General features: G+C 71.6%; 16 protein-coding genes. 8 read left to right on the top strand and 8 right to left on the bottom strand.

All coding sequences use genetic code 11. The features are described from left to right. Position 1: 1 nt before the first annotated feature. Positions 2 to 889 carry an ABC transporter ATP-binding protein gene (locus tag AB0B76_RS50990; RefSeq protein ID WP_360391043.1) on the bottom strand — a complete coding sequence of 296 codons (888 nt, stop codon included), beginning with the start codon at positions 887 to 889 and terminating at the stop codon, positions 2 to 4. 132 nt (positions 890 to 1,021) lie between these two features. Between AB0B76_RS50990 and AB0B76_RS50985 the strand changes: the two genes are divergently transcribed. Beyond that, positions 1,022 to 2,803, top strand: a complete 1,782-nt coding sequence (locus tag AB0B76_RS50985; RefSeq protein ID WP_360391041.1) for a histidine kinase — start codon at positions 1,022 to 1,024, stop codon at positions 2,801 to 2,803. Continuing rightward, positions 2,767 to 3,408, top strand: coding sequence for a response regulator transcription factor (locus tag AB0B76_RS50980; RefSeq protein WP_360391038.1), 642 nt, complete (start codon positions 2,767 to 2,769; stop codon positions 3,406 to 3,408). The genes AB0B76_RS50985 and AB0B76_RS50980 overlap by 37 nt, the downstream gene beginning before the upstream one ends. 116 nt (positions 3,409 to 3,524) lie before the next feature. On the opposite strand, the gene AB0B76_RS50975 is transcribed toward AB0B76_RS50980, so the two are convergent. Beyond that, entirely contained in the window at positions 3,525 to 4,550 is a 1,026-nt protein-coding gene (locus AB0B76_RS50975; protein WP_360391035.1) for an ROK family protein, read from the bottom strand. Between the two features lie 82 nt (positions 4,551 to 4,632). Between AB0B76_RS50975 and AB0B76_RS50970 the strand changes: the two genes are divergently transcribed. Beyond that, entirely contained in the window at positions 4,633 to 5,538 is a 906-nt protein-coding gene (locus AB0B76_RS50970) for an NADP-dependent oxidoreductase (RefSeq protein WP_360391032.1), read from the top strand. A 4-nt stretch (positions 5,539 to 5,542) separates the two neighbouring features. Beyond that, a complete protein-coding gene (locus AB0B76_RS50965) occupies positions 5,543 to 6,436 on the top strand; it encodes a pirin family protein (protein ID WP_360391029.1) in 894 nt (297 codons plus the stop codon). On the opposite strand, the gene AB0B76_RS50960 is transcribed toward AB0B76_RS50965, so the two are convergent. The 6 genes from AB0B76_RS50960 to AB0B76_RS50935 form a co-directional block, all read right to left on the bottom strand. Continuing rightward, positions 6,433 to 9,324 carry an RICIN domain-containing protein gene (locus AB0B76_RS50960; protein ID WP_360391027.1) on the bottom strand — a complete coding sequence of 964 codons (2,892 nt, stop codon included), beginning with the start codon at positions 9,322 to 9,324 and terminating at the stop codon, positions 6,433 to 6,435. The two genes, AB0B76_RS50965 and AB0B76_RS50960, sit on opposite strands and share 4 nt — an antisense overlap. An 87-nt stretch (positions 9,325 to 9,411) precedes the next feature. Continuing rightward, positions 9,412 to 10,029 (bottom strand): hypothetical protein, encoded by a 618-nt coding sequence (locus AB0B76_RS50955; RefSeq protein ID WP_360391025.1) that lies wholly within the window; start codon positions 10,027 to 10,029, stop codon positions 9,412 to 9,414. Between the two features lie 409 nt (positions 10,030 to 10,438). Continuing rightward, on the bottom strand, positions 10,439 to 10,909 hold the full coding sequence (locus AB0B76_RS50950; RefSeq protein ID WP_360391022.1) for a hypothetical protein: 471 nt from the start codon (positions 10,907 to 10,909) through the stop codon (positions 10,439 to 10,441). 43 nt (positions 10,910 to 10,952) lie between these two features. Beyond that, on the bottom strand, positions 10,953 to 11,501 hold the full coding sequence (locus tag AB0B76_RS50945; protein WP_360391019.1) for a sigma-70 family RNA polymerase sigma factor: 549 nt from the start codon (positions 11,499 to 11,501) through the stop codon (positions 10,953 to 10,955). 1,188 nt (positions 11,502 to 12,689) lie between these two features. Continuing rightward, positions 12,690 to 13,217: a hypothetical protein gene (locus AB0B76_RS50940; protein WP_360391017.1), complete on the bottom strand. Its 528-nt coding sequence runs from the start codon at positions 13,215 to 13,217 to the stop codon at positions 12,690 to 12,692. 10 nt (positions 13,218 to 13,227) lie between these two features. Next, positions 13,228 to 14,244 (bottom strand): potassium channel family protein, encoded by a 1,017-nt coding sequence (locus tag AB0B76_RS50935; protein WP_360391014.1) that lies wholly within the window; start codon positions 14,242 to 14,244, stop codon positions 13,228 to 13,230. 86 nt (positions 14,245 to 14,330) lie between these two features. Here AB0B76_RS50935 and AB0B76_RS50930 point away from each other — a divergent pair, with 86 nt between their 5' ends. The 4 genes from AB0B76_RS50930 to AB0B76_RS50915 all read left to right on the top strand — a co-directional run bounded on the left by AB0B76_RS50930 (position 14,331) and on the right by AB0B76_RS50915 (position 19,495). After that, on the top strand, positions 14,331 to 15,476 hold the full coding sequence (locus AB0B76_RS50930) for a polysaccharide pyruvyl transferase family protein (protein WP_360391012.1): 1,146 nt from the start codon (positions 14,331 to 14,333) through the stop codon (positions 15,474 to 15,476). Then, positions 15,473 to 16,885: an FAD-dependent oxidoreductase gene (locus AB0B76_RS50925; protein ID WP_360391009.1), complete on the top strand. Its 1,413-nt coding sequence runs from the start codon at positions 15,473 to 15,475 to the stop codon at positions 16,883 to 16,885. The genes AB0B76_RS50930 and AB0B76_RS50925 overlap by 4 nt, the downstream gene beginning before the upstream one ends. 426 nt (positions 16,886 to 17,311) lie before the next feature. Beyond that, positions 17,312 to 17,929, top strand: a complete 618-nt coding sequence (locus AB0B76_RS50920; protein ID WP_360391007.1) for an FMN-binding negative transcriptional regulator — start codon at positions 17,312 to 17,314, stop codon at positions 17,927 to 17,929. Positions 17,930 to 18,106: 177 nt separating this feature from the next. Next, positions 18,107 to 19,495 (top strand): hypothetical protein, encoded by a 1,389-nt coding sequence (locus tag AB0B76_RS50915; protein ID WP_360391005.1) that lies wholly within the window; start codon positions 18,107 to 18,109, stop codon positions 19,493 to 19,495. The last annotated feature ends 202 nt before the right edge of the window (positions 19,496 to 19,697 follow it).

The raw sequence follows: 19,697 nt of genomic DNA, 5'->3' as shown, positions 1-19,697 counted from the left end.
GTCAGGACTCCTTGCCGGTGAGGGCGACGAACGCGGATTCGAGGTCGGCCTGGACGATGTTGAGCTCCAGGGGTACGACTTGCTGGGCCGCCAGCGCTTTCGACACCTCATGGGCGAGGTTGCCGCGGCCCGTGACGGTCCAGATGCCGTCGTCGGCCGTCACCGAGTCGACGCCGGGAACGCCGGCCAGGTCGGCCGGGGCGGACGTGCGGAACGTGACAGTCACCCCCGAGACGGCCCGGCGGATCAGCCCGGCCGGGGTGTCGACCGCGACCGTGCGGCCCTGGTCGATGACCGCGATCCGGTCGCAGAGGCGCTCGGCCTCGTCCATGAAGTGCGTGACGAGCAGGACGGTGACGCCCCCGTCGCGGATGTCCGAGATCAGCCGCCAGGTGTCGCGCCGGGCCTGCGGGTCCAGGCCGGTGGTCAACTCGTCCAGGACCGCCACCTCGGGCGAGCCGACCAGCGACAACGCGATCGACAGGCGCTGCTTCTGGCCGCCGGAGAGCCGCTTGTACTGCTGGTCGCGGTGCTCGGCCAGGCCCAGCCGCTCCAGCAGCGGCCCGGTCGCGGCGGGGCGCTCGTAGAACGTCGCGAAGAGCTCCATCGCCTCCCGGACCCGGATGCGGTCGGGCAGCTGCGACTCCTGCAGCTGCACGCCGAGGCGCTGGCGCACGACCGGGTCGCCGGGGTCGCGGCCGAGCACCCGCACCGAGCCGCCGTCGGCGGTGCGCAGGCCCTCGACGCACTCGACCGTCGTGGTCTTGCCGGCGCCGTTGCGCCCGATGACGCCGAAGATCTCCCCGCGCTCGACGGAGAAGGTCACGTCCCGCACGGCCTCCCGCTCGCCGTAGCGCTTCTGCAGTTGCTGTACGTCGATGACTGTCATGGCCGACACTCTGCCGACACCGGCGACCCGGCAGAATGACGCTGGATGCCGACCCGGGGGTGCAGTTATCTGCACCGGGCGCGGCAGTCAGGGCCGATGTGCGCGACGAGGGGAAGGGCGAGGCTCGTTGACATGACGTACTCCAAGGCGCTCGCCCGCAGCGGGCAGCTGCTCGCGCTGACGCCGGTCGCGCTCGTGCAGTTCGTGCTGACGGTGCTGCCGACCGGGCTGGCCCTGATCGCCCCCGGGATCGCCGTCCGGCACCTGACCAACCGGTGGCGCGCGCTGTTCGGCTCGTGGCTGGGCCGCGAGATCCCGGTGCCCTACCGGCCCGAGCCCGCCCCGCCGCAGCCGGACGAGGAGGGGCTCTACCGCCACGAATCCCAGCTGTACCGGTCCCCGCGCATGCCCGCCTACCTGGCCCGGGTGGACTGGTTCGCCAAGGACCCGGCGCTCAAGCGCGACGTCCAGTGGATGCTGTTCTTCCCGCTCGTGGTGCTGCTGGTGATCCCGCTCGGGCTGCCGGTCGCGCCCCGGGCCGTGCGCGCGGTCGCGGCGTGGAGCGAGCGCCGTCTGCGCCCGGTCGCCGACCCGTCCCCGGCGGGGCGGAAATGCTCGGACCGCGCCCTGCTCGCCTGGGCCCGCTGCGGCCTGCTCGCGATCAGCGCCGTCGTGCAGGTGGCGCTGTTCGCGGTCACGCTGGTGTGCTTCGCGCTCGGCTTCGGGCTCGGCCTGATCTTCCTGATCCCGCTCGGGCTGACGCACTTCCGGTGGCTGGCGAACCTGCGCCGCAACTACGCGGCTTGGGCCGGGGTCACCATCGAGCGGCCGTACACGGCGCGGCGGTTCCCGGAGCTGCGCGCGGACGGGATGTACCGGGTGGACCGCACCCTGTACAAGACCGAGGGCATGGCGGATTTCAACGCCCGCTGGCAGTGGGTCTGGCACGACGTGGCCTCGTGGCGCGACCTGCTGTGGCTCGTCGCCGACGCGGTCGTGGTCGGGGTCGTGGCCGGCATCCCGGTCGTGGCCGGCATCTACGGCGTCTGGGGGCTGGCCCTGCCGTGGATGTGGACGCAGTTCTTCGGGGCGGACTGGAGCCGCTGGTACGGAGCCGTGGCCGGCAACCGCACCGCCGGGCTCGCCGTCGGCGTCGCGCTCGCGGTCGCGGCCGTCGCGGTGGCCGACCGCGCGCTGCGGATCGCGTCGCGCTGGACCGCGGTACTGCTGCGGCCGACCGCCAAGGAGCAGCTCCGGCGGCGGGTCGAGCGCCTCACCCAGACCCGGGCCGATGCCGTCGACGCCCAGGCGGCCGAGGTGCGGCGCATCGAACGCGACCTGCACGACGGCGCCCAGGCCCGGCTCATCTCGGTCGGGCTCACGCTCAGCACGATCGAGCGGCTCATGGACACCGACCCCGACGCGGCCCGCCGGCTCGTCGCACAGGCCCGCGAGACCTCGCAGACCGCCCTCACCGAGCTGCGCGACCTCGTCCGCGGCATCCACCCGCCGGTGCTGTCGGAGCGCGGGCTGCCCGACGCGGTGCGGGCCCTGGCCCTGGACACCGCGGCCGAGGTCACCGTGACCGGCCGGCTCGCGGGGCGGCTGGCGGCGCCGGTGGAGTCCGCGGCGTACTTCGCGGTCAGCGAGCTGCTGGCCAACGCGGTCCGGCACGGCCGGGCCGAGCACGTCTCGATCGACATCCGCCACCGCGAGGGCGCGCTGCGCGTCACGGTGACCGACGACGGCGAGGGCGGCGCCGACCCGTCGCGCGGCACCGGGCTGCGCGGGATCCAGCGGCGGTTGGGTACCTTCGACGGAACGCTCGCCTTGAACAGCCCCCCGGGCGGGCCGACCGTCGCCTCGCTGGAGCTGCCGTGCGCGTTGTCCTCGCCGAAGACCTCTACCTCCTGAGGGACGGCCTGGTCCTGCTCCTGCAGAGCCACGGCTTCGAGATCGTGGCGGCCGTCGACACCGGCCCCGACCTGCTCGCCGCGCTGCTGGAGCACCGGCCCGACGTCGCCGTCGTCGACGTGCGGCTGCCACCGAGCTTCACCGACGAGGGCCTGCAGGCCGCCCTCGCCGCGCGCCGCGAGGTGCCCGGGCTGCCGGTGCTGGTGCTCTCCCAGCACGTCGAGCAGCTCTATGCCCGGGAACTGCTGGCCGACGGCACCGGGGCGGTGGGCTACCTGCTCAAGGACCGCGTGTTCAACGCCGACCAGTTCATCGATGCGGTACGCCGGGTGGCGTCGGGGGGCACCGTCATGGACCCCTCGGTGATCGCGAAGCTCGTGGCCCGGCCGACGGAGCAGACCGGCACCCTGACGCCGCGGGAGCGCGAGGTGCTGACGCTGATGGCGGAGGGGCGCTCGAACGCGGCGATCGCCAAGCAGCTCTTCCTCAGCGAGAGCGCCGTGAACAAGCACATCGCGAGCATCTTCGGGAAGCTGAACCTGCCGATCTCGGACGACGACAATCGCCGGGTATTGGCGGTTTTGGCACATTTGCAGGGTTCGTAACGGTACCTTGGCGCTCGTGGGGCTTCCCGTCGCCGCGATCCTGGGGCAGCTCAACCTGGCGGGCGAGAACGTGGCCCGCGCCCCGGCGCCGGTCGAAAGCGCATAGGGTCGAGCGCTCAGGCCACGACCGTCCCGGCCGCGGCGATCGCCGCTCCCCGGGCACCGGCCATGTCGCGCTCCGGGACGAGCGAGAACTCGGAGACCTTGACCTGCTCCTCGCGCAGCAGCGTGTGCTCGCGGACCCGGGCCAGGAACCAGTCGCGGAAGTGCGGCGCGGCCTCGACCACGCCGCCGCCGACGAAGTAGCAGTCGGGGTCGGTGAAGTTGGCCGCGATCGTGAACAGGCGGCCGAGCCCCATCGCCTGCTGCTCGAAGATCCGCAGGGCGAGCTCGTCGCCCTGCTCGGCGTAGGAGCGGACCTGCTTCGCGGCGGACTTGAGGGAGTCGGCGCCGTGCAGCGGGTGGTCGGGGAAGCGGCTGAGCCAGTACGGCAGCAGGTTGCGCACGATCCCGGTCAGCGACGAGACGCTCTCCACGTCGCCGAGGAAGCCACACCCGCAGGAGGGCAGCGGCTGGCCCTCCTCGAGCAGCCCGTGCATCGGGATGTGGACGTGGCCGAGCTCGCCCGCCATGCCGGCCGCGCCCTTGATGACCTTGCCCTGCTCGATGACGCCGCCGCCGAGGCCGGTGCCGACGATCGCCGAGACGGACGACTTGGTGTCGGCGGTGGGCCCGAAGTACACGTGATGCGCGTAAAGGGCGGCCGCGTTGCCGTCATTGTTGTAGATGACCGGCAGGCCGAGCCGGCGCTCGAGCGCGCCCCGGAAGTCGTAGCCCCACCACGCCGGCTGCGAGAAGTTCGTCGCGCCCTTGGAGGAGATGACCCCGTCCGCGCTGGCCGGGCCCGGGGTGTCGAGGCCGACGGCGACGACGCGGGAGCGGTCGACCTTGGTCACGGCCAGGATGTTCTCGAACGCCTCGGCCAGCGACTCGACGGCCGCCTCCGGGCCGTCCAGCACCCGGCTCGGCACCTCGACGAGCCCGTCCACCAGGAACGAGCCCCCGTGGTCGAGCACCGTGGCGTTGTTCGCGGTGCCGCCGTTGTCCAGTCCGACAACGACCCAGTCCTTCGCGTTCACCATGGTCGACTCCCTGAGTACTCCAACGCGGATGCACGGTACCCCATTGACCTCAACCGCGCTTGAGGTCGGACAGTGGTTGACCATGAGAGCCGCTGCGTTCGCCGAACCCGGTCCGCCCGACGTCCTCCGCCTCCACGACCGCCCCGAACCGCAGGCCGGGCCCGGTCAGGTCCGGGTCCGCGTGCGCGTCGCCGGCGTCCAGCCCTTCGACGCCGCGCTGCGCCGGGGCTGGGTCCCGCCGTACGCCACCGTGACCCTCCCGCAGACCCCGGGCAACGAGTTCGCCGGCGTCGTCGACCAGGGCACCGACCGGATCCCCGCGGGCACGGAGGTGCTCGGGTTCAGCGTCTTCGGGTCGTACGCCGAGCTCATCGTGGTGCCCGAGGACCAGGTCACCGTCAAGCCGCCGAGCCTGCCCTGGGAGGTGGCGGGCGGCTTCACGGCCGGCTGGCAGACGGCCCGGCTGGCCTTGTCGGCGATCGGCGCCGGGCCCGGCGACACCGTGCTCGTCAACGCCGCGGCGGGCGGGACCGGCACGGCCGGCGTCCAGCTGGCCGGGCTCCTGGGGGCCACGGTCATCGGCACGGCGAGCGCGGCCAACCAGGACTACGTGCGCTCTTTGGGCGCGATTCCCGTGGTGTACGGCGAGGGCCTGGCCGACCGCGTCCGCGCCCTGGCCCCGCAGGGGGTGACGGCGGCGATCGACGGCGCCGGCGGCGCGGCGCTCGAGACCTCGCTCGCGCTCGTGGCCGACCGCAAGCGGATCATCACCCTGGTCGCGCACGACCGCGTCGAGGAACTCGGCCTGGCGAGCATCCAGGGCCGGCGCAGCGCCGAGGCCCTGGCCGAGCTGGTCGGGCTGTACGCGGCCGGCCGCACCCGGTGGCACGTGCGCCGGGTGTACCCGCTCGCCGCGGCGGCCGACGCCCACCGCGAGATCGAGACCGGTCACGGCCGCGGCAAAATCGTGATCGCGGTGGACAATTGAGGGCGTGACCATCCTGGAAGAAGGCCGGGACGTCCCCCTCGGGCGTTACACAGTCGTCCGCCGCACCTTGCCCAACAAGGCCCGGCGGACGGTCGGGGCCTGGTGCTTCCTCGACCATTTCGGCCCCGAGGACGTCACCGGCAAGCCGGGCATGCGCGTGCCGCCGCATCCGCACATCGGCCTGCAGACGGTGAGCTGGCTGCTCGGCGGCGAGGTGCGCCACCGCGACAGCCTCGGCTCCGACCAGGTCATCGTCCCGGGCCAGCTGAACATCATGACGTCGGGCCGCGGCATCGCGCACTCGGAGAACTCGCCGACGGCCAAGCCGCCGGTCCTGCACGGCCTGCAGCTCTGGGTCGCGCTGCCGGGCGCCGCGCGGCACCGGGCGCCCGCGTTCCAGCACATCGCCGAGTTGCCGCAGCTCGCCGACCGGGACGTGAAAGTTACCGTCGCGGTCGGCGCGCTGGCGGGGGCCGTCTCCCCCGCCGAGGTGTACACCGAGCTGCTCGGCGCCGACATGGAGCTGGCCGGGCGCACCGAGCTCGCGCTGCGCCCGGACTTCGAGCACGCCGTGGTCGTCACCGAGGGCACGGCCCGGGTCGACGGGGTCGCGGTCGAGCCCGGCTCCCTGCTGTACCTCGGCCGGGACCGCGACCGCCTGGCCTTCGAGGCCACCGGCGGCCCGGCCCGGCTGTTCCTGCTCGGCGGCGTGCCGTTCGAGGAGGAGCTCGTCATGTGGTGGAACTTCGTCGGCCGCTCGCACGAGGACATCGTCGAGGCCCGCGACGACTGGATGCGGGCCTCGGACCGTTTCGGGGTCGTGCCCGGGGACGAGCAGCCGCTGCCCGCCCCCGGCCTGCCGACGACCCGGCTGAAGCCGAGGCCCGGGCACCGCTAGAGCAGTTTCCAGAGGTGGTCGGCGGTTCCGCTGTCCGCGAACTGCACCACCTGGGCGCTGTTCGCGGTCGACATCCCGGAGACGCCGAGCACCTTCAGGCTGTGCTGGACCTGGATCCGGGCCCAGCCGTCGCCGTTGTCGACGAGCCGCCACAGGTGGTCGGCGCTGCCGTTGTCCTCGAACTGCTGGACGAGCGCGCCGTCGGCCGTCGACATGTTCTGCACGGCGAGGAGCTTGCCGCTGTTCTGGTTCTGGATTTTGTACCACCCACCGCCCGCATCGATCAGGCGCCAGTTGTGGTCGGCGGTGCCGTTGTCGTCGTACTGCACGACATTGGCGCTGTTCGCCGTCGACATGCCCGCGACGCCCAGCACCTTGAGGCTGTTCTTGTTCTGGATCCGCTTCCAGGAGATCGGCGCCGTGGTGCCTTCGACGCGCATCTCCAGCATCCCGCCCGAGAAGCCGGACCTGAGCTGGACGGCCACGCGCAGGGCCGAGGTCGTGACCGCGTTGAAGGTGACGCGGTTGAAGGTGTTCAGCGCCGTACCGTACGCCGACGCCCCGCTCACCGCCGTCCACTGGCCCGAGGCGTTGAGGTACTGCACCTGCCATGACTGCGGCACCCGGCACTGCCCGGCGCCGGTGTCGTCGAACCAGTACACGGAAACCGCACCGGTGTTGACCGGCGTCTCGTAGGACAGCTGCGCCCACTCGCTCGTGCCGAGGTGGTCCCACCAGGTCAGCCGCGGGATGGACTGGTCGCCGGAGCTGCTGGGGACCTTGCCGTCGTTTATCGCCCCGACGCTGTCGCCGCCCCAGCACCACGACGCCGAGGCCGTCGCCGGGATCGACCAGTCGATCGCGTCCGCGCCGTCGCTGATGCGCGGGAACGTGGTGATCCGGACCCGCTGCGCGCCCATCGGCAGCAGGGTCACGGTCTCGTTGGGCTGGGTGGAGCGGGCCGGGCTCTGCTGCAGCGTGCGCACGATGCCCTCGGCGTCGGCCTGCCAGTTGGGGATCTTCCGGCCGGTGAGGCTGAGCGAGATCGGGGCGCCGTCGCGGGTGAACGGGTTCGCGGCGAGCGCGCCGGGCTTGCGGGTGACGGTCACCGCGGGGTTGTTCGGGTCCAGCAGGAGCCCGTAGTTCCAGGCCGAGTCCGTGTACACCTCGTTGCTGGGCCACGCGTCGGTGCCCCCGATGCGCGACCACCGCTCGGCGATCGACAGCGAGAACGTCAGCGGGCCGTTGTCGACGCTTATCGCGTTGCCGTTCTTGGCCCAGGTCCGCACGGTGGTGCGCATCGGCAGCGTGACCGTGACCTTGTCGCCGTTGTTGAAGGTCTGGTCGACGATGACGAACGAGCCGGACTGCAGCGTGCCGGTGACCAGGGTGCCGTTGACCCGGACCTGGGCGCCCTGGGACCAGCCGGGCACCCGCAGGTACAACGGGAAACTCACCGGTCCGGGCGTGCTGAGCGTGAACGTGACCGTGTCGCTGAAGGGGTAGTCGGTGTCCTCGGCGATCGTGACGGTGGTGCCGCTCGCGCCGACCTTGGCGGTCACCTGCGAGGCGCCGTACATCGCGGCGCACAGCCCGTTGTCCCACGTGCCGAACCACAGCTCCTGGGCGTAGTACGGCCAGCCCATCCCGTAGTTGTGCGGGCAGCAGCGGTAGTTGTGGATGCCGAGCATGTACGCCAGCATCGGGAAGCCGTTCTGGAACTGCCCCTGGCTCAGGGTGCGGTTCGTCAGCCCGATGCTGTTGGCGCACGTGATGTAGTGGATGCCCTTCTGCCCGGGGTCGAGCGCGGCGGGCAGCGAGTTGAACGCGAGGTCCTCGCAGCGGTCCAGCCACACGGAGTCGCCGGTCATCCGGGCCAGCATCTGGTGGCTGTGCATGAACTCGACGATCCCGCAGGTCTCGAAGCCCTGGCGGGGGTCGGTGTACCCGGTGCGGCAGTTCTCGTCGCCGGCGAAGCCGCCGCCGGGGAAGTTGCCGTACAGCCCCATCACGGTGTTGTAGTCGTTGTACGTGGCCTGCTGGTACTTCGGGTCGGTGTCGAGCAGCCCGAACTGCGCGGGCTCGCGGAAGCCCTGGGCCAGGTTGACGTTGTGCCAGTTCGGGATGCCGTTGGTGTAGTCGGCCGAGCCCGCGTGGATCTTGCGCACCAGGTCGAGCAGCCAGCTCTCGCCGGTCCGGTTGTACAGCCAGTAGACGCTGTCGATGTTGTCGCCCCAGCGCAGGGCCGCCCAGCTGCGGTTGAACACGGCCGCCGGCTGGGCGTTCTGGAACTGGAAGTACTTGCGCATGAACGGCACGACCCGCGTGTCGCCGCTGTACTCCGCGAAGGCGCGCAGGGCATCGAGCAGCGGCATATGCGGCCAGAAGTCCGGCCCGCCCTCCAGGCTCGTGCGGAGGCTGTCCGGCCCGAAGAACCCGTCGGCGGCCTGGTTGGCGATGATGCCGTCGATCCACTGGCGCGCCAGGGTGAGGATGCGCGTGTTGCCGGTGACGTACCCCAGGTCGCCGAAGCCGCGCAGCCAGTACGGCAGCTCCTCCCAGGCACCCTTGGTCCGGTCGACCCAGCCGCAGTTGCTGTACACCAGGTAGTCGGAGACCTCGGTCATGCGCCCGCAGAGGCCGTCGGCCTCGATGTTGAGCTGGTTGCGGATCCAGCCGCGGGGCTGCACGGCGCCGGGTGGCAGCTTCAGGAACGGGGTCGCCTTGAGGGGAGCGAGGTTCGGCGAGTACTGCCCGGTGCGTGCCCCGGCCGTGACGGTCTTGCTGGTGCGCACGGCGGCGTCGGCGACTCCGGCGACGGCGGTGCTGAGCGCGATCGCGCCGCCGGTGACGACGGCCCCTCGCGCGACGAACGTCCTGCGGTCCACGTCGGACTCCTTTGCTCCTGGCGGGGAACATCGATGCCCGATTATGCAGAGAAACGGTCGTTCATGAAAGAACTCGTTGGGTTTTGTTTACTTCTCCGAGTTCTGATGTGGCCTTTCGCGCCGTTCTTCGGGTTCCGCGGGTGCTGCCTGCTGGTACCACCGAACTCCGCCGGCAACGGCCAGTCCCGCTCCCGCCGCGAACGCCACGACGACGGCCCATCTCCCCCAGGACGGCCCGGCGAGGGTCCCGTACCGGAACACCGCCGAGTCCCCGAGCCCGACCATGACCGCCAGACAGGCCCCGGCGATCGCCACGACAATGTCCACACGTTTGAACAGCGACAGCCCGCCGGCCGCCACAACGCCGACGGCCGTGACGAGCGGCCACAACCGGGCCAGGAGCTGCACCCCGACCCCATCGGCGGGCGACGCGGCCAGGCCGGCCGACTGCACAATCCACCCGGCGGCGACGAGCCCGGCGACGACCGCGACCCCGCCGAGCACGGCCCGCGACCGCCACAGAAGCCCGACGACCACGGCCCCGAGCACGCCTCCGGCCCACCACCACCCGGTCTGCGGCGCCGGCGCGCTCGCGACGGTACCGCGCACAATCCCGGCCTCCCGCCCGTCGACGAGCAGCGGAACACTCCAGGCGCGCGCGGGCAGTTCCCTGGCCCGCTCGTCGTGCCACCGGGCCCGCGGCACCGAGGCCACGAGATGCCACTCGGGAGCGGCGGAGGCATTCCCCCCGCGGGCCGTCCCAGTGATCGACCGACTGGCGACCCAGGTGGGCGACTGCCGATTCTCTTCGACTCCACGCGCGCCGACGCGGAGAAACTCTTCCCCTTGCAGCCCGAGCACGACGACTTCACGGCCGGAGCGGTTCACAAGCTCGAGCCGAGCCCCACCCTCAACAGCACGTACTTCAACCCCGGAAACAGACACGGAGTCAACGCGCACGACATAACCGACGGCAACGGGCGCGTCGGCCCCATGAGCAGAGACCGGCCCGGAGTAGAGCACAACGGCCACCAGCCCCAGCGAAACCGCCAAAACAAGGCGAGCAACGGTCACGACTGCACGACGAGCGACGGCCACGTCGGCCATTTGCCTCCTACCGGCCAACGACGGTCACCTCAGCACGACGAGCGACAGCCAAGTCCGCCCGCCGAGAGCCAGCCACTTCCTCGCGACGAACGACGCTCCCCACTGCACGACGAGCGACAGCCCCGAACGCCCGACGAAAGCCAGCCATTTCCGCCCGGCCAACGACACTCGCCTCTTCCTGACCAGCAACGATCACCGCCTCCCGGCCAGCAACGGTCGTCACCGCCTCTACGCCAGACACGGATACCTCTTCCCGGTCGACGCCGCTGACTGCTTCTCCGCCGGCCATGGTCACCGCCTCCCGGCGGCCGGCCACGGTCACCGCCTCCCGGCGGCCGGCCACGGTCACCGCCTCCCGGCGGCCGGCCACGGTCACCGCCTCCCGGCCAGCAACGATCGTCACCACCACCTCCCGGCCGGCCACGGATACCTCTTCCCGGCCAGCGACGGTCAACGCTTCCCCGCCGACCACGGTCACCGCCCCCGGCCAGCGCCCGTTCCCTCGTATGGGCGAGCGTCAGTCATCCAGCGCGAGCGGCAGCGATGGCAGCGACCAGGTCAGCGCGCGCCCGAGCAACCCGCGAGCGGATCGTCCCAACGGGAACGTCCTCAATCTCGGCAGCCTCCGCGTACGACACACCGAGAACCTGAGTCAGCACAAACGCAACCCGGCGCTCCGCAGGCAGAGCGGCAACCAGTGCGCTGGTGGCGTGCAGGCCCGCGTGATCGCCCTCGGCCAGCGCCGCCGGCTCAGCCACGACCCGAGCCTCGAGGCGCCGCGCCCGAACGGCCGCCCGCACCTGATCGGCACACGCCCGCCGCGCGATGGCCAGCACCCAGGTGCGCGCCGAGGACCGACCGGCAAACTCGGGCAGCGCCCGGAAGGCCCGCAGATAGGTGTCCTGAGTCACGTCATCGGCGTGCGCCACGCCAACCAGCGCCGCAACGAACCGCCAGACCTCCGTCTGCGTAGCCCGCACGAACACGGCCGCGGCCCGCTCGTCGCCCGACCGCGCGGCCAGCAACGCCTGGGTCGCCGGGTCCGCCTCGGCGTTGGCCTCACCAGTCACGCAGCGAGCCTAGCGCCCCACCCTGACAATCCTCCCTCCGGCTCACCAGGGTGTAACTCGAGCAACCACCGCACTCGACGACCCACATATCGCAGTCGCGGAGACCGGCCGTCGAACGATCCGAGGCGGCCTGCCCCGAGCTCCAGCTGTGGGCTCGCCGACGAGGACCCCTGCCCCAGCCAGGAGCAAGACGGCAACGACCCGAAATCCGAACCGCATCCGGTACCAGCCCGGCGACGACACCACGGTCACCCGGGCGGCGCCCGCTCCCCCGCCCTGGCCAGTCGCGATCGACCACCCGGCCGACCGTCCAGCCCCGCACCGTCCGACGCCCGCGAACGGCCGGGCTCCGTACCGGCAGGCGCTCCCAAAGCTCTCGACCGTGCAACAACTGCCACTCGAGAACTGTCGGAACGAACAGCAGCCGACTCCCGGGAACGGACCGGCTCGACGACAGCCGACGATGCCGAACCGCCCGGCCTCGCAGCGGCCGATGCCCGCGAACCGCCAGGCCTGGCGACGGTCGCCACCCGCGGACGGTCCGGCTCGACGACAACCAACGCCCGCGAACCGCCCGGATCAACACCCGAACCGCCAGGCCTGGCAACGGTCGCCACCCGCCGACGGTCCGCCTCCACGACGACCGGCACCGGCACCGGCACCGGCACCGGCGAAGCGTCCGAGTCCACCACCGCCGGCGCCCGGAGAGAGCCAGGCTCCGCAACGCCCGACTGAGTGGCAGCCACGGCCGGCCGGCCCGGAGCGCGAGCACCCGGCGAGCTCCCGCCCGCCGCCGGCCCCCGATCCGGCGACGAGCGGCCGAGCGCACCCGACGCCGGAGATGGACAAGAAGACGTAGGAGCAGGAACGGGAGAAGGCGGTGGAGACGGGGCCCGCGGGCGACGACCGGCCGCCCGAGCGTCACGCTCGGCCCAGTACGCCGTGATCTCCGCGGTTCGAGCCTCCCGGTCGATCAGGGCCAGCCGCTGGGCGTGTCGCTCCTCGAGTCCCCGTCGCCTCGCCTCGGCGAAGGCGGCCCGCGTCGCGGCGCGCCGTTCACGGCGGAGTCGGTGCTCGGCCATCATCGTCTCCAGCCGGTTACGCCACTCCGACAGGTCTTCTGCGGTCAGCACCTCATCCATGCCGACAACTTAGAACAGGGGTACGACAAAAACCCCGAGAGCCTGGTCAGCCCCGCCGACGGCGCCGGAAGGCCATGACGACCGCGGCCGCCACGGCCAGCCCGCCCAAGGTGAACCAGAGCGGTGTCAGGCCGCCGCCAGGCGACGGCGAGGGCTCGGTGGACGAGGCCGTGGCCGGGATCAGGCAGGCAACCTCGGTCGGCGCGGCCGTGGCCGAGGGCGCGGCGGACTGGACAACCGCCTGGCAGTGGCCGTTCACGGGCGCGCCGAGGTCGATCGCCACGCGCCAGGTGCCCGGGTCCAGGGTGCCGCTGTACGTCTGGGTGCCCCGCTCGTCGCCCGTCTGACGCAGTACCGATGGAGCCACCGAGGCCGAAGCGTCGCCCGTGGCGAACATGGTCACGGTGGTCGGCTCGTTGATCGCGTGGCCGTCCTGCCACTGGGCGGTGATCCACACGGAGCCGTGGCCGTCGGAGTGGATCGTCACGGACGCGCCGCCGTGGGCCTCGGCCGGCGTCGCCACCAGCAGCAGGAACACGACGGTGGCCAGGAACGTCCCGATCCGCGCCGCCACCCGGGGAACCCTACGGCATCGCGGGAATCGACTCGGGACGGTCGTCGCGGACATACACGATCATGTCTCCGGTCTGGATCGCCGTGCCCTCGGGATCGGCCAGCGAGAGCACCTTGCCCCGGCGGAACAGCGCGATCACCAGCTCCTTCAGCTCGCGCGGCGACGAGCCGACCTCGTCGCGCCGGGCCGAGCGCATCGCCAGAGCCATGCCCTGCCCGGGCGTGAGCAGGTCCTCGACGACCTCGATGAGCGGCGGCGCGGTCGTGGACAGGCCGAGCAGGCGGCCGGCGGTCGCGGACGAGACGATGACGTGGTGGGCGCCGGACTGGCGCAGCAGCGGTGCGTTCTCGGCCTCGCGCGCCGCCGCGATGATCGACACCTTGCCCGCGGTGAGCTGGCGGACGGTGAGCGTGACGAGGACCGACGCGTCGTCGCTGTCGGTGGCGATGATGACCGCCTTGGCCTCCTGCACGCGCGCCTCGACGAGGACGGTCGAGCGAGTCGCGGAGCCCTCGACGGCGACGAGCCCGTCGGCGGTGGCCTGGCGCAGCGCGGCGCGGTCGCTCTCCACGACCACCACGCTGGTCTTGTCGAAGCCGTTCTCCAGCAGGGTGCTGACGGCCGCACGGCCCTTGGTGCCGTAGCCGCACACGATGACGTGGTTCTTCACGCGCTTCCTCCACCGCTGCAACCTGAGGTTCGTGCGGTACTGATCGGTCAGGACTTCAAGGGTTGTGCCGACCAAGATGATCAGGAACAGCACGCGGGCCGGGGTGATGACCAAGATGTTGATGAGCCGGGCGGACTCCGACACCGGGGTGATGTCGCCGTACCCGGTCGTCGAGAGCGTCACGACGGCGTAGTAGAAGCAGTCCAGCAGCGACAGGCCGTCCTCGTTGATGTCCCGATAGCCACCGCGGTCGATGTAGATGACGATCACGATCACGACCACCAGCGCTACGGCGAAGCCGACACGGGCACTGATCGCTCGCAACGGACCTTGCCGTACCGCTGGAAGGTGGATCACGAAATCCACCATAAGGGTCGGGTGTGACAGTTTCGCTCGTGGGTAGACGGGGCCGCTCTGGCGACGGGAGGGACGGGAGGCGCGTCATGTCCGAGCACGGTCCACGGGTGGGTGTCCTGGGCTCCTACGGGGGGTACAACCTGGGCGACGAGGCGATCCTGGCCAGTCTGCTATCCGACCTGCGGGCCCGGCGCCCGGACGCGCAGGTCCTCGTCTTCTCGCGCGATCCGGATCACACCGCGGCCGCGCACCCCAGCGTTGCGGTGGCACCGTGGGAGGGCGTCGGCCGCGACCGTACCGCCGACACGCTGGCCCGCCTCGACCTGCTGGTCCTGGGCGGCGGCGGCATCCTGTACGACACCGAGGCCCGCCGCTACCTGCGCGTGGTGCGCACAGCCCAGGAGCGGCGCGTTCCCGTGTTCACGTACGCCATCGGGGCCGGCCCGCTGACCGAGGACCTCGACTGCACGATGGCGCGCGAGGTGCTCGGGGCGGCCACCGAGCTGACCGTGCGCGACGAGGAGTCGAAGGTCGCGCTGGAGGAGGCGGGCGTGACGGCCCCCGTCACCGTGACCGCGGACCCGGCCCTGCTGCTGCAGCCGGAGGAGTTCGACATGGCCACGCTGCGCGACTCACTGCCGCCCGGGCGCCGCGTGGTCGGCATGAGCGTGCGCGAGCCGGGCCGCGCGGCGCAGCACCTCGCCGCCGACGAGTACCACCAGCTGCTCGCCCACGTCGGGGACTTCATCGTGCACCGGCTCGACGCGTCGCTGCTCTTCGTGCCCATGGAGCGGTCGGACATCAGGCACTCGCACGCGGTACTGTCGCGAATGACCGCCGCCGAGCACTGTCGCGTGCTCAACGGGCAATACCGGCCCGGCCAGGTCCTCGATCTGATGCGTCACCTGGACCTCTCGGTCGGGATGCGCCTGCACTTCCTTATTTTCTCGGCTTTGGCGGGTGTACCTCTACTAGCGCTGCCGTACGCCGGAAAGGTCTTCGACTTCGCGCAACGCATCGGCGCGCCCGTTCCCCGCGGGGTCGTGCGGGAGGCCGCCGGGCCGCTCATCGCGCAGGTCGACCGGCTCTGGGACGAGCGGCCGCAGCGCCAGGAGGAGATGGCGGCGCGGGTCGCCGGCCTGCGCCAGCGCGCGACGGAGACGGGGCGGCGGCTCAATGCGCAGCTCGACCGCCTGTCGCCCGTCGCCGAGCGGGAAGTGGTGGGCGCATGACCGCGCTCGAACGGCCGCACGGGCTGCCCCCGGTACAGCTCCCGCCGCGCTCGGCCACACATGGCGGCCGCACGGAGGTGCTGGTCGTGGGCGGTGGGCCGGCCGGGATCGGAGCGGCGACGGGAGCGGCCGCGTCCGGGGCCGACGTGGTGCTCGTCGAGCGCTACGGGTTCCTCGGCGGCAACGCGACGGCCGCCCTGGTCATGCCCCTGATGAGCTTCCACAACGAGATGAAGCAGGCCGTTGGCGGCGACGACAACCGACTGCTACCGACCGATCACGGGGAGGGCGAGCCGGTTGTGGCGGGTGTACTATGGACCCTGCTCGATCGCCTGGTCCGAGCCGGAGGCGCCACTCCCCCGGATCCGAGCACCGGTTATACCGTGCCCTTCGATCCTGAGCTGTTCAAACTCGTCACCTACGACATGCTGACCGGCAGCGGTGTCCGACTCTTGCTGCATGCCTTCGCCTCGGATCTGATGCCGCTGCCCGACGGCGGTTCCCGCGTCGTGTTCGAGACGAAATCCGGTCCGGTCGTGCTCGATGCCGACGTGGTCGTCGACTGTACCGGCGACGGCGACCTCGCCGCGGCTTCCGGCGCGCCCTACGAGGTCGGCCGCCCCGATGACGGCCTGACCCAGCCGATGACCCTGATGTTCCGCGCGGGCAACGTCGACCGCGCGGCGTTCCTCGACTACGTCCACGAGCATCCCGACCAGTGGAAAGGAGTACACGGGCTGTGGGATCTGATCCGCCAGGCCCGCGAGGCGGGCGAGCTCGACCTGCCGCGCGAGGACATCCTGTTCTTCGCCACCCCGCACCCGGACGAGGTGTCCGTCAACTCGACGCGCGTCGGCGGCCTCGGCATCAGCGTGTGGGACCTGACCCGCGCGGAGCTGGCCACGCACCAGCAGCTGGCGCAGATCGCGCGGTTCCTGAAGGACCGGGTGCCGGGCTTCCAGGACTCGTACGTCATCCAGAGCGGCGTGCAGATCGGCGTGCGCGAGACGCGCCGGATCCTCGGCGACTACCAGCTCACCGGCGAAGACGTGCTGGGCGCGCGCCCGTTCGACGACGTGATCGCGCGGGGCGCCTACCCGGTCGACATCCACAACCCCAACGGCCCGGGCACGATCCTGCGCCGCTTGCCGCAGGGCTGCTCGTACCACATTCCGCTGCGCGCCCTGCTCCCCCGCGACACCGACGGCCTCCTGGTGGCCGGCCGCTGCATCTCCGGCGACCATGTCGCACACAGCTCGTACCGCATCATGCCGATCGCGATGGCCACCGGCCAGGCGGCGGGGGTGTGCGCGGCCATGGCGGCGCACGCGGGCAAACCACCGCGCGAGATACCGGCGTCGCATGTCCAGCGCGTCCTACGCGCCCAGGGCGCGAGCCTCCCGACCTGAGCTCACTCCGGACGGGATCGGCCGCCAACTCCGCACGCTCGAGATCGGCCCCGACGCCACGGCCGCAACCCGGGGCCGGCCCTGGCCCGCCCGGCCCGGGCCACCACCGCTGCCGGTCCACCCGCAGCTCCAACTCCGGCTGCCGCTCCGATCACGGCTGCGACTGCGACTGCGGCACCGAGGCGGATCGAGGTTCTCAATCCGCCTCCGGCTGTCGCCCCCGCTCCGATTCCGGCCCCGGCTGCTGCTCCGGCTGCGATCGGCCTCTCAACCTCGAAGCTGACAGCGACCCGGGCCGGGGTGGAGGCAACTGCCGTCGTTCCGTCCTCGTGCTCGTGGCGGCGGCCGCGTGGATCGTCGTTGTGTGGGCCTCGGGGTTGCGATTGGTTCTTCCGGCCGTGTGGCTTGTGTCGCACGCTGGTAGGCGTGCTGGTACACCCGTGGGACGCACCCATCGACGAGTCCGAGTGGCGGCGGTGGCTGGGCGGCCACGACTTCGGGCAGTTGATCGCGCCCGGGCGGGGGCGGGACCTGCCCGTGGTGGTGCCGACCCACTTCTCGTTCGACGGCGACGAGCGCGTGCGGCTGCACCTGGCGCGGCCCAATCCGGTGTGGGCGGCGCTCGAGGAGCACCCGCGGGCGTTGCTGACGGTGATCGGCGACTACGTGTACGTGCCGTCGGACTGGAACGCGAAGCCGGGCACCGAACCGCGCGACGGGGTGCCCACGTCGTACTACGCGACCGTCCAGCTCTCGTGCGACGTGCGCATCGTCGACGATCCGGCCGCGAAGGCGTCGATCCTGCAACTGCAGGTCGCCCAGTTCCAGCCCGCGGTCGAGCGTGCCCCGGTGCTGCCGTCGGACCGCAACCTGCCCGGCATTCGCGGCATCGAGCTGACGATCACCGCGGTCGCGGGCAAGTTCAAGTACGGCGGGAACCGTACGACCGAACACCGCCACGAACTCGCCGCGCACCTGGAGACGCGCAACGGCCCGATGGACGCCGAGGCCCGCGCCCACCTCCTGCGCCGCATCGATCCCTGACCGGCGGAACCGCATCGACCCGGCTCGGCGTTCGGCATGGGTGCGCCGCGCGATCCGCCCCGGTGACGTTCGGGGCGACGATTGGCGAGATGGGCGCGGCCGGCGCGGAGCCGACGGGTGGATGTGGTCGTCGGGCCTTGCGGCACGCCGTCTGGGGCTGGTTCCCAAAACGAGGCTGTGTTCACGAGCGCGATGCGTCAGGATCGATGGATGGCGACAATCGTTTCCGAACGTACCGCTGTGCGCTGGCCGCTTTCCTCCGCTCGGCGGGATCTACTCGTTGCGCTCGCCTCGGTCTGGCTGGCCGGCGGGCTGTTCATGGACGGGTGGGCGCACTCGCACGTACCGTCGCTCGAGACGTTCTTCACGCCGTGGCATGGGGTGCTGTACAGCGGCTATGCCGCGCTCGCGATCAGTCTCGTGCCCGCCCGGCTCTGGCGCGGGCGGCCCGAGGGGGCGGTGCCGACGTGGGTGCCGGCCGGGTACGGGCTCGGGTTGCTCGGGGCGATCCTCTTCGCCGCCGGTGGGGTGATCGACATGACGTGGCACATCACGTTCGGGATCGAGACGGACCTTGCCGCGCTGCTGAGCCCGCCGCACCTGCTGCTCCTCACGGCCGGTTCGCTGATGATCGCGACGCCGATCCGGGCCGCGGCCGCCAAGCGGGGCCTGCGCACCGTCGTGGGGAACGCGGGCGCAGGGGCCGAGGTGCCGAGCGCGCGCAACACGGGAGTGGCGACCGAAGGGCCGAGCGCGCGCAACGCAAGCGTGGTGAACGAAGGGCCGAGCGCGCGCAACGCAAGCGTGGCGGCCGAGGGGCTGAGCGCGCGCAACGCAAGCGTGGCGGCCGAGGGGCCGAGCGAACGCAGCGCGGACGTGGTGACCGAGGTGCGGAACCCACGCAACGTCGCGCCGCGGGGCAACACGTTGGCCGAGGAGCGGAACCCGCGCACAGTCGTGGGGAGCGCGGGCGCCGTTGGCGGTGGTGCTGCGATCGGTTGGCGCGCGGCGGCCGACGTGCCGGTGCTCATCAGTGCCACGAGCGGGACCGCGGTCGCGGCGTTCTTCCTCGACTATCTCTCGCCGTTCACGGATGCGCCCGCTGCTAACAGTGGGTACGGCAATGGGCAGCCGTTCGGGCTGGCGCAGTACCTGGCGTACTCGGTGCTGGTGATCGCCGCGTTGTTGTTCGTCTGGAGCCGGCTCGGGCGGGTGCCGTTCGGGCTCGTCACGCTCGTGGTTGCGGCCGCCTCGATTCCCAATGGGGTGTTCGACGACTTCGAGAATCTTGCCTCGCAGCTGTGGCCGTTGCTCGGGGCGGTCATGGCCGACCTCGCGTTGCAGGCGGTGGCGGTGCGGCGGGCGGGGATGGTGTCGTTGGCGATCGGGGTGGTCGTGCCGCTGCTGGTCTGGCCCGCGCATCTCGTCGGGGTGCAGCTCTCGCTCGGGGTGGCGTGGTCGCTTGAACTCTGGAGCGGGGTGGTCGTGCTGACGATGCTCGCGGGGGCGGTGCTCGGAGGACTGTTCCTACCCCTGGTCAATGCCGATCGGGCGAAGAGCGATTGATCAAGCACTGAGGCACGTGCGAGAAGGGCCCGTGCGAAAGAGAGGCCGTGGGAGAGAGGCCGCGCGAGAAGAAGCCGTGAGAGAAGACGAGGCCGCACGAGAAGAAGCCGCGCGAGAAGAAGCCGTGAGAGAAGACGAGGCCGCACGAGAAGAAGCCGCGCGAGAAGAAGCCGTGAGAGAAGACGAGGCCGCACGAGAAGAA

It is taken from the genome of Dactylosporangium sp. NPDC049140 (genome assembly GCF_040648435.1).
Note: the sequence above shows the minus strand (reverse complement) of the source record. Positions and strands in the feature narration are given on the sequence as shown.

Bases quoted from the DNA above. Each gene is read 5' to 3' on its own strand.
- AB0B76_RS50985 (WP_360391041.1), top strand. From the start codon at position 1,022: ATGACGTACTCCAAGGCGCTCGCCCGCAGCGGGCAGCTGCTCGCGCTG.
- AB0B76_RS50970 (WP_360391032.1), top strand. From the start codon at position 4,633: ATGAGAGCCGCTGCGTTCGCCGAACCCGGTCCGCCCGACGTCCTCCGC.
- AB0B76_RS50925 (WP_360391009.1), top strand. From the start codon at position 15,473: ATGACCGCGCTCGAACGGCCGCACGGGCTGCCCCCGGTACAGCTCCCG.
- AB0B76_RS50975 (WP_360391035.1), bottom strand. From the start codon at position 4,550: ATGGTGAACGCGAAGGACTGGGTCGTTGTCGGACTGGACAACGGCGGC.
- AB0B76_RS50930 (WP_360391012.1), top strand. From the start codon at position 14,331: ATGTCCGAGCACGGTCCACGGGTGGGTGTCCTGGGCTCCTACGGGGGG.
- AB0B76_RS50990 (WP_360391043.1), bottom strand. From the start codon at position 889: ATGACAGTCATCGACGTACAGCAACTGCAGAAGCGCTACGGCGAGCGG.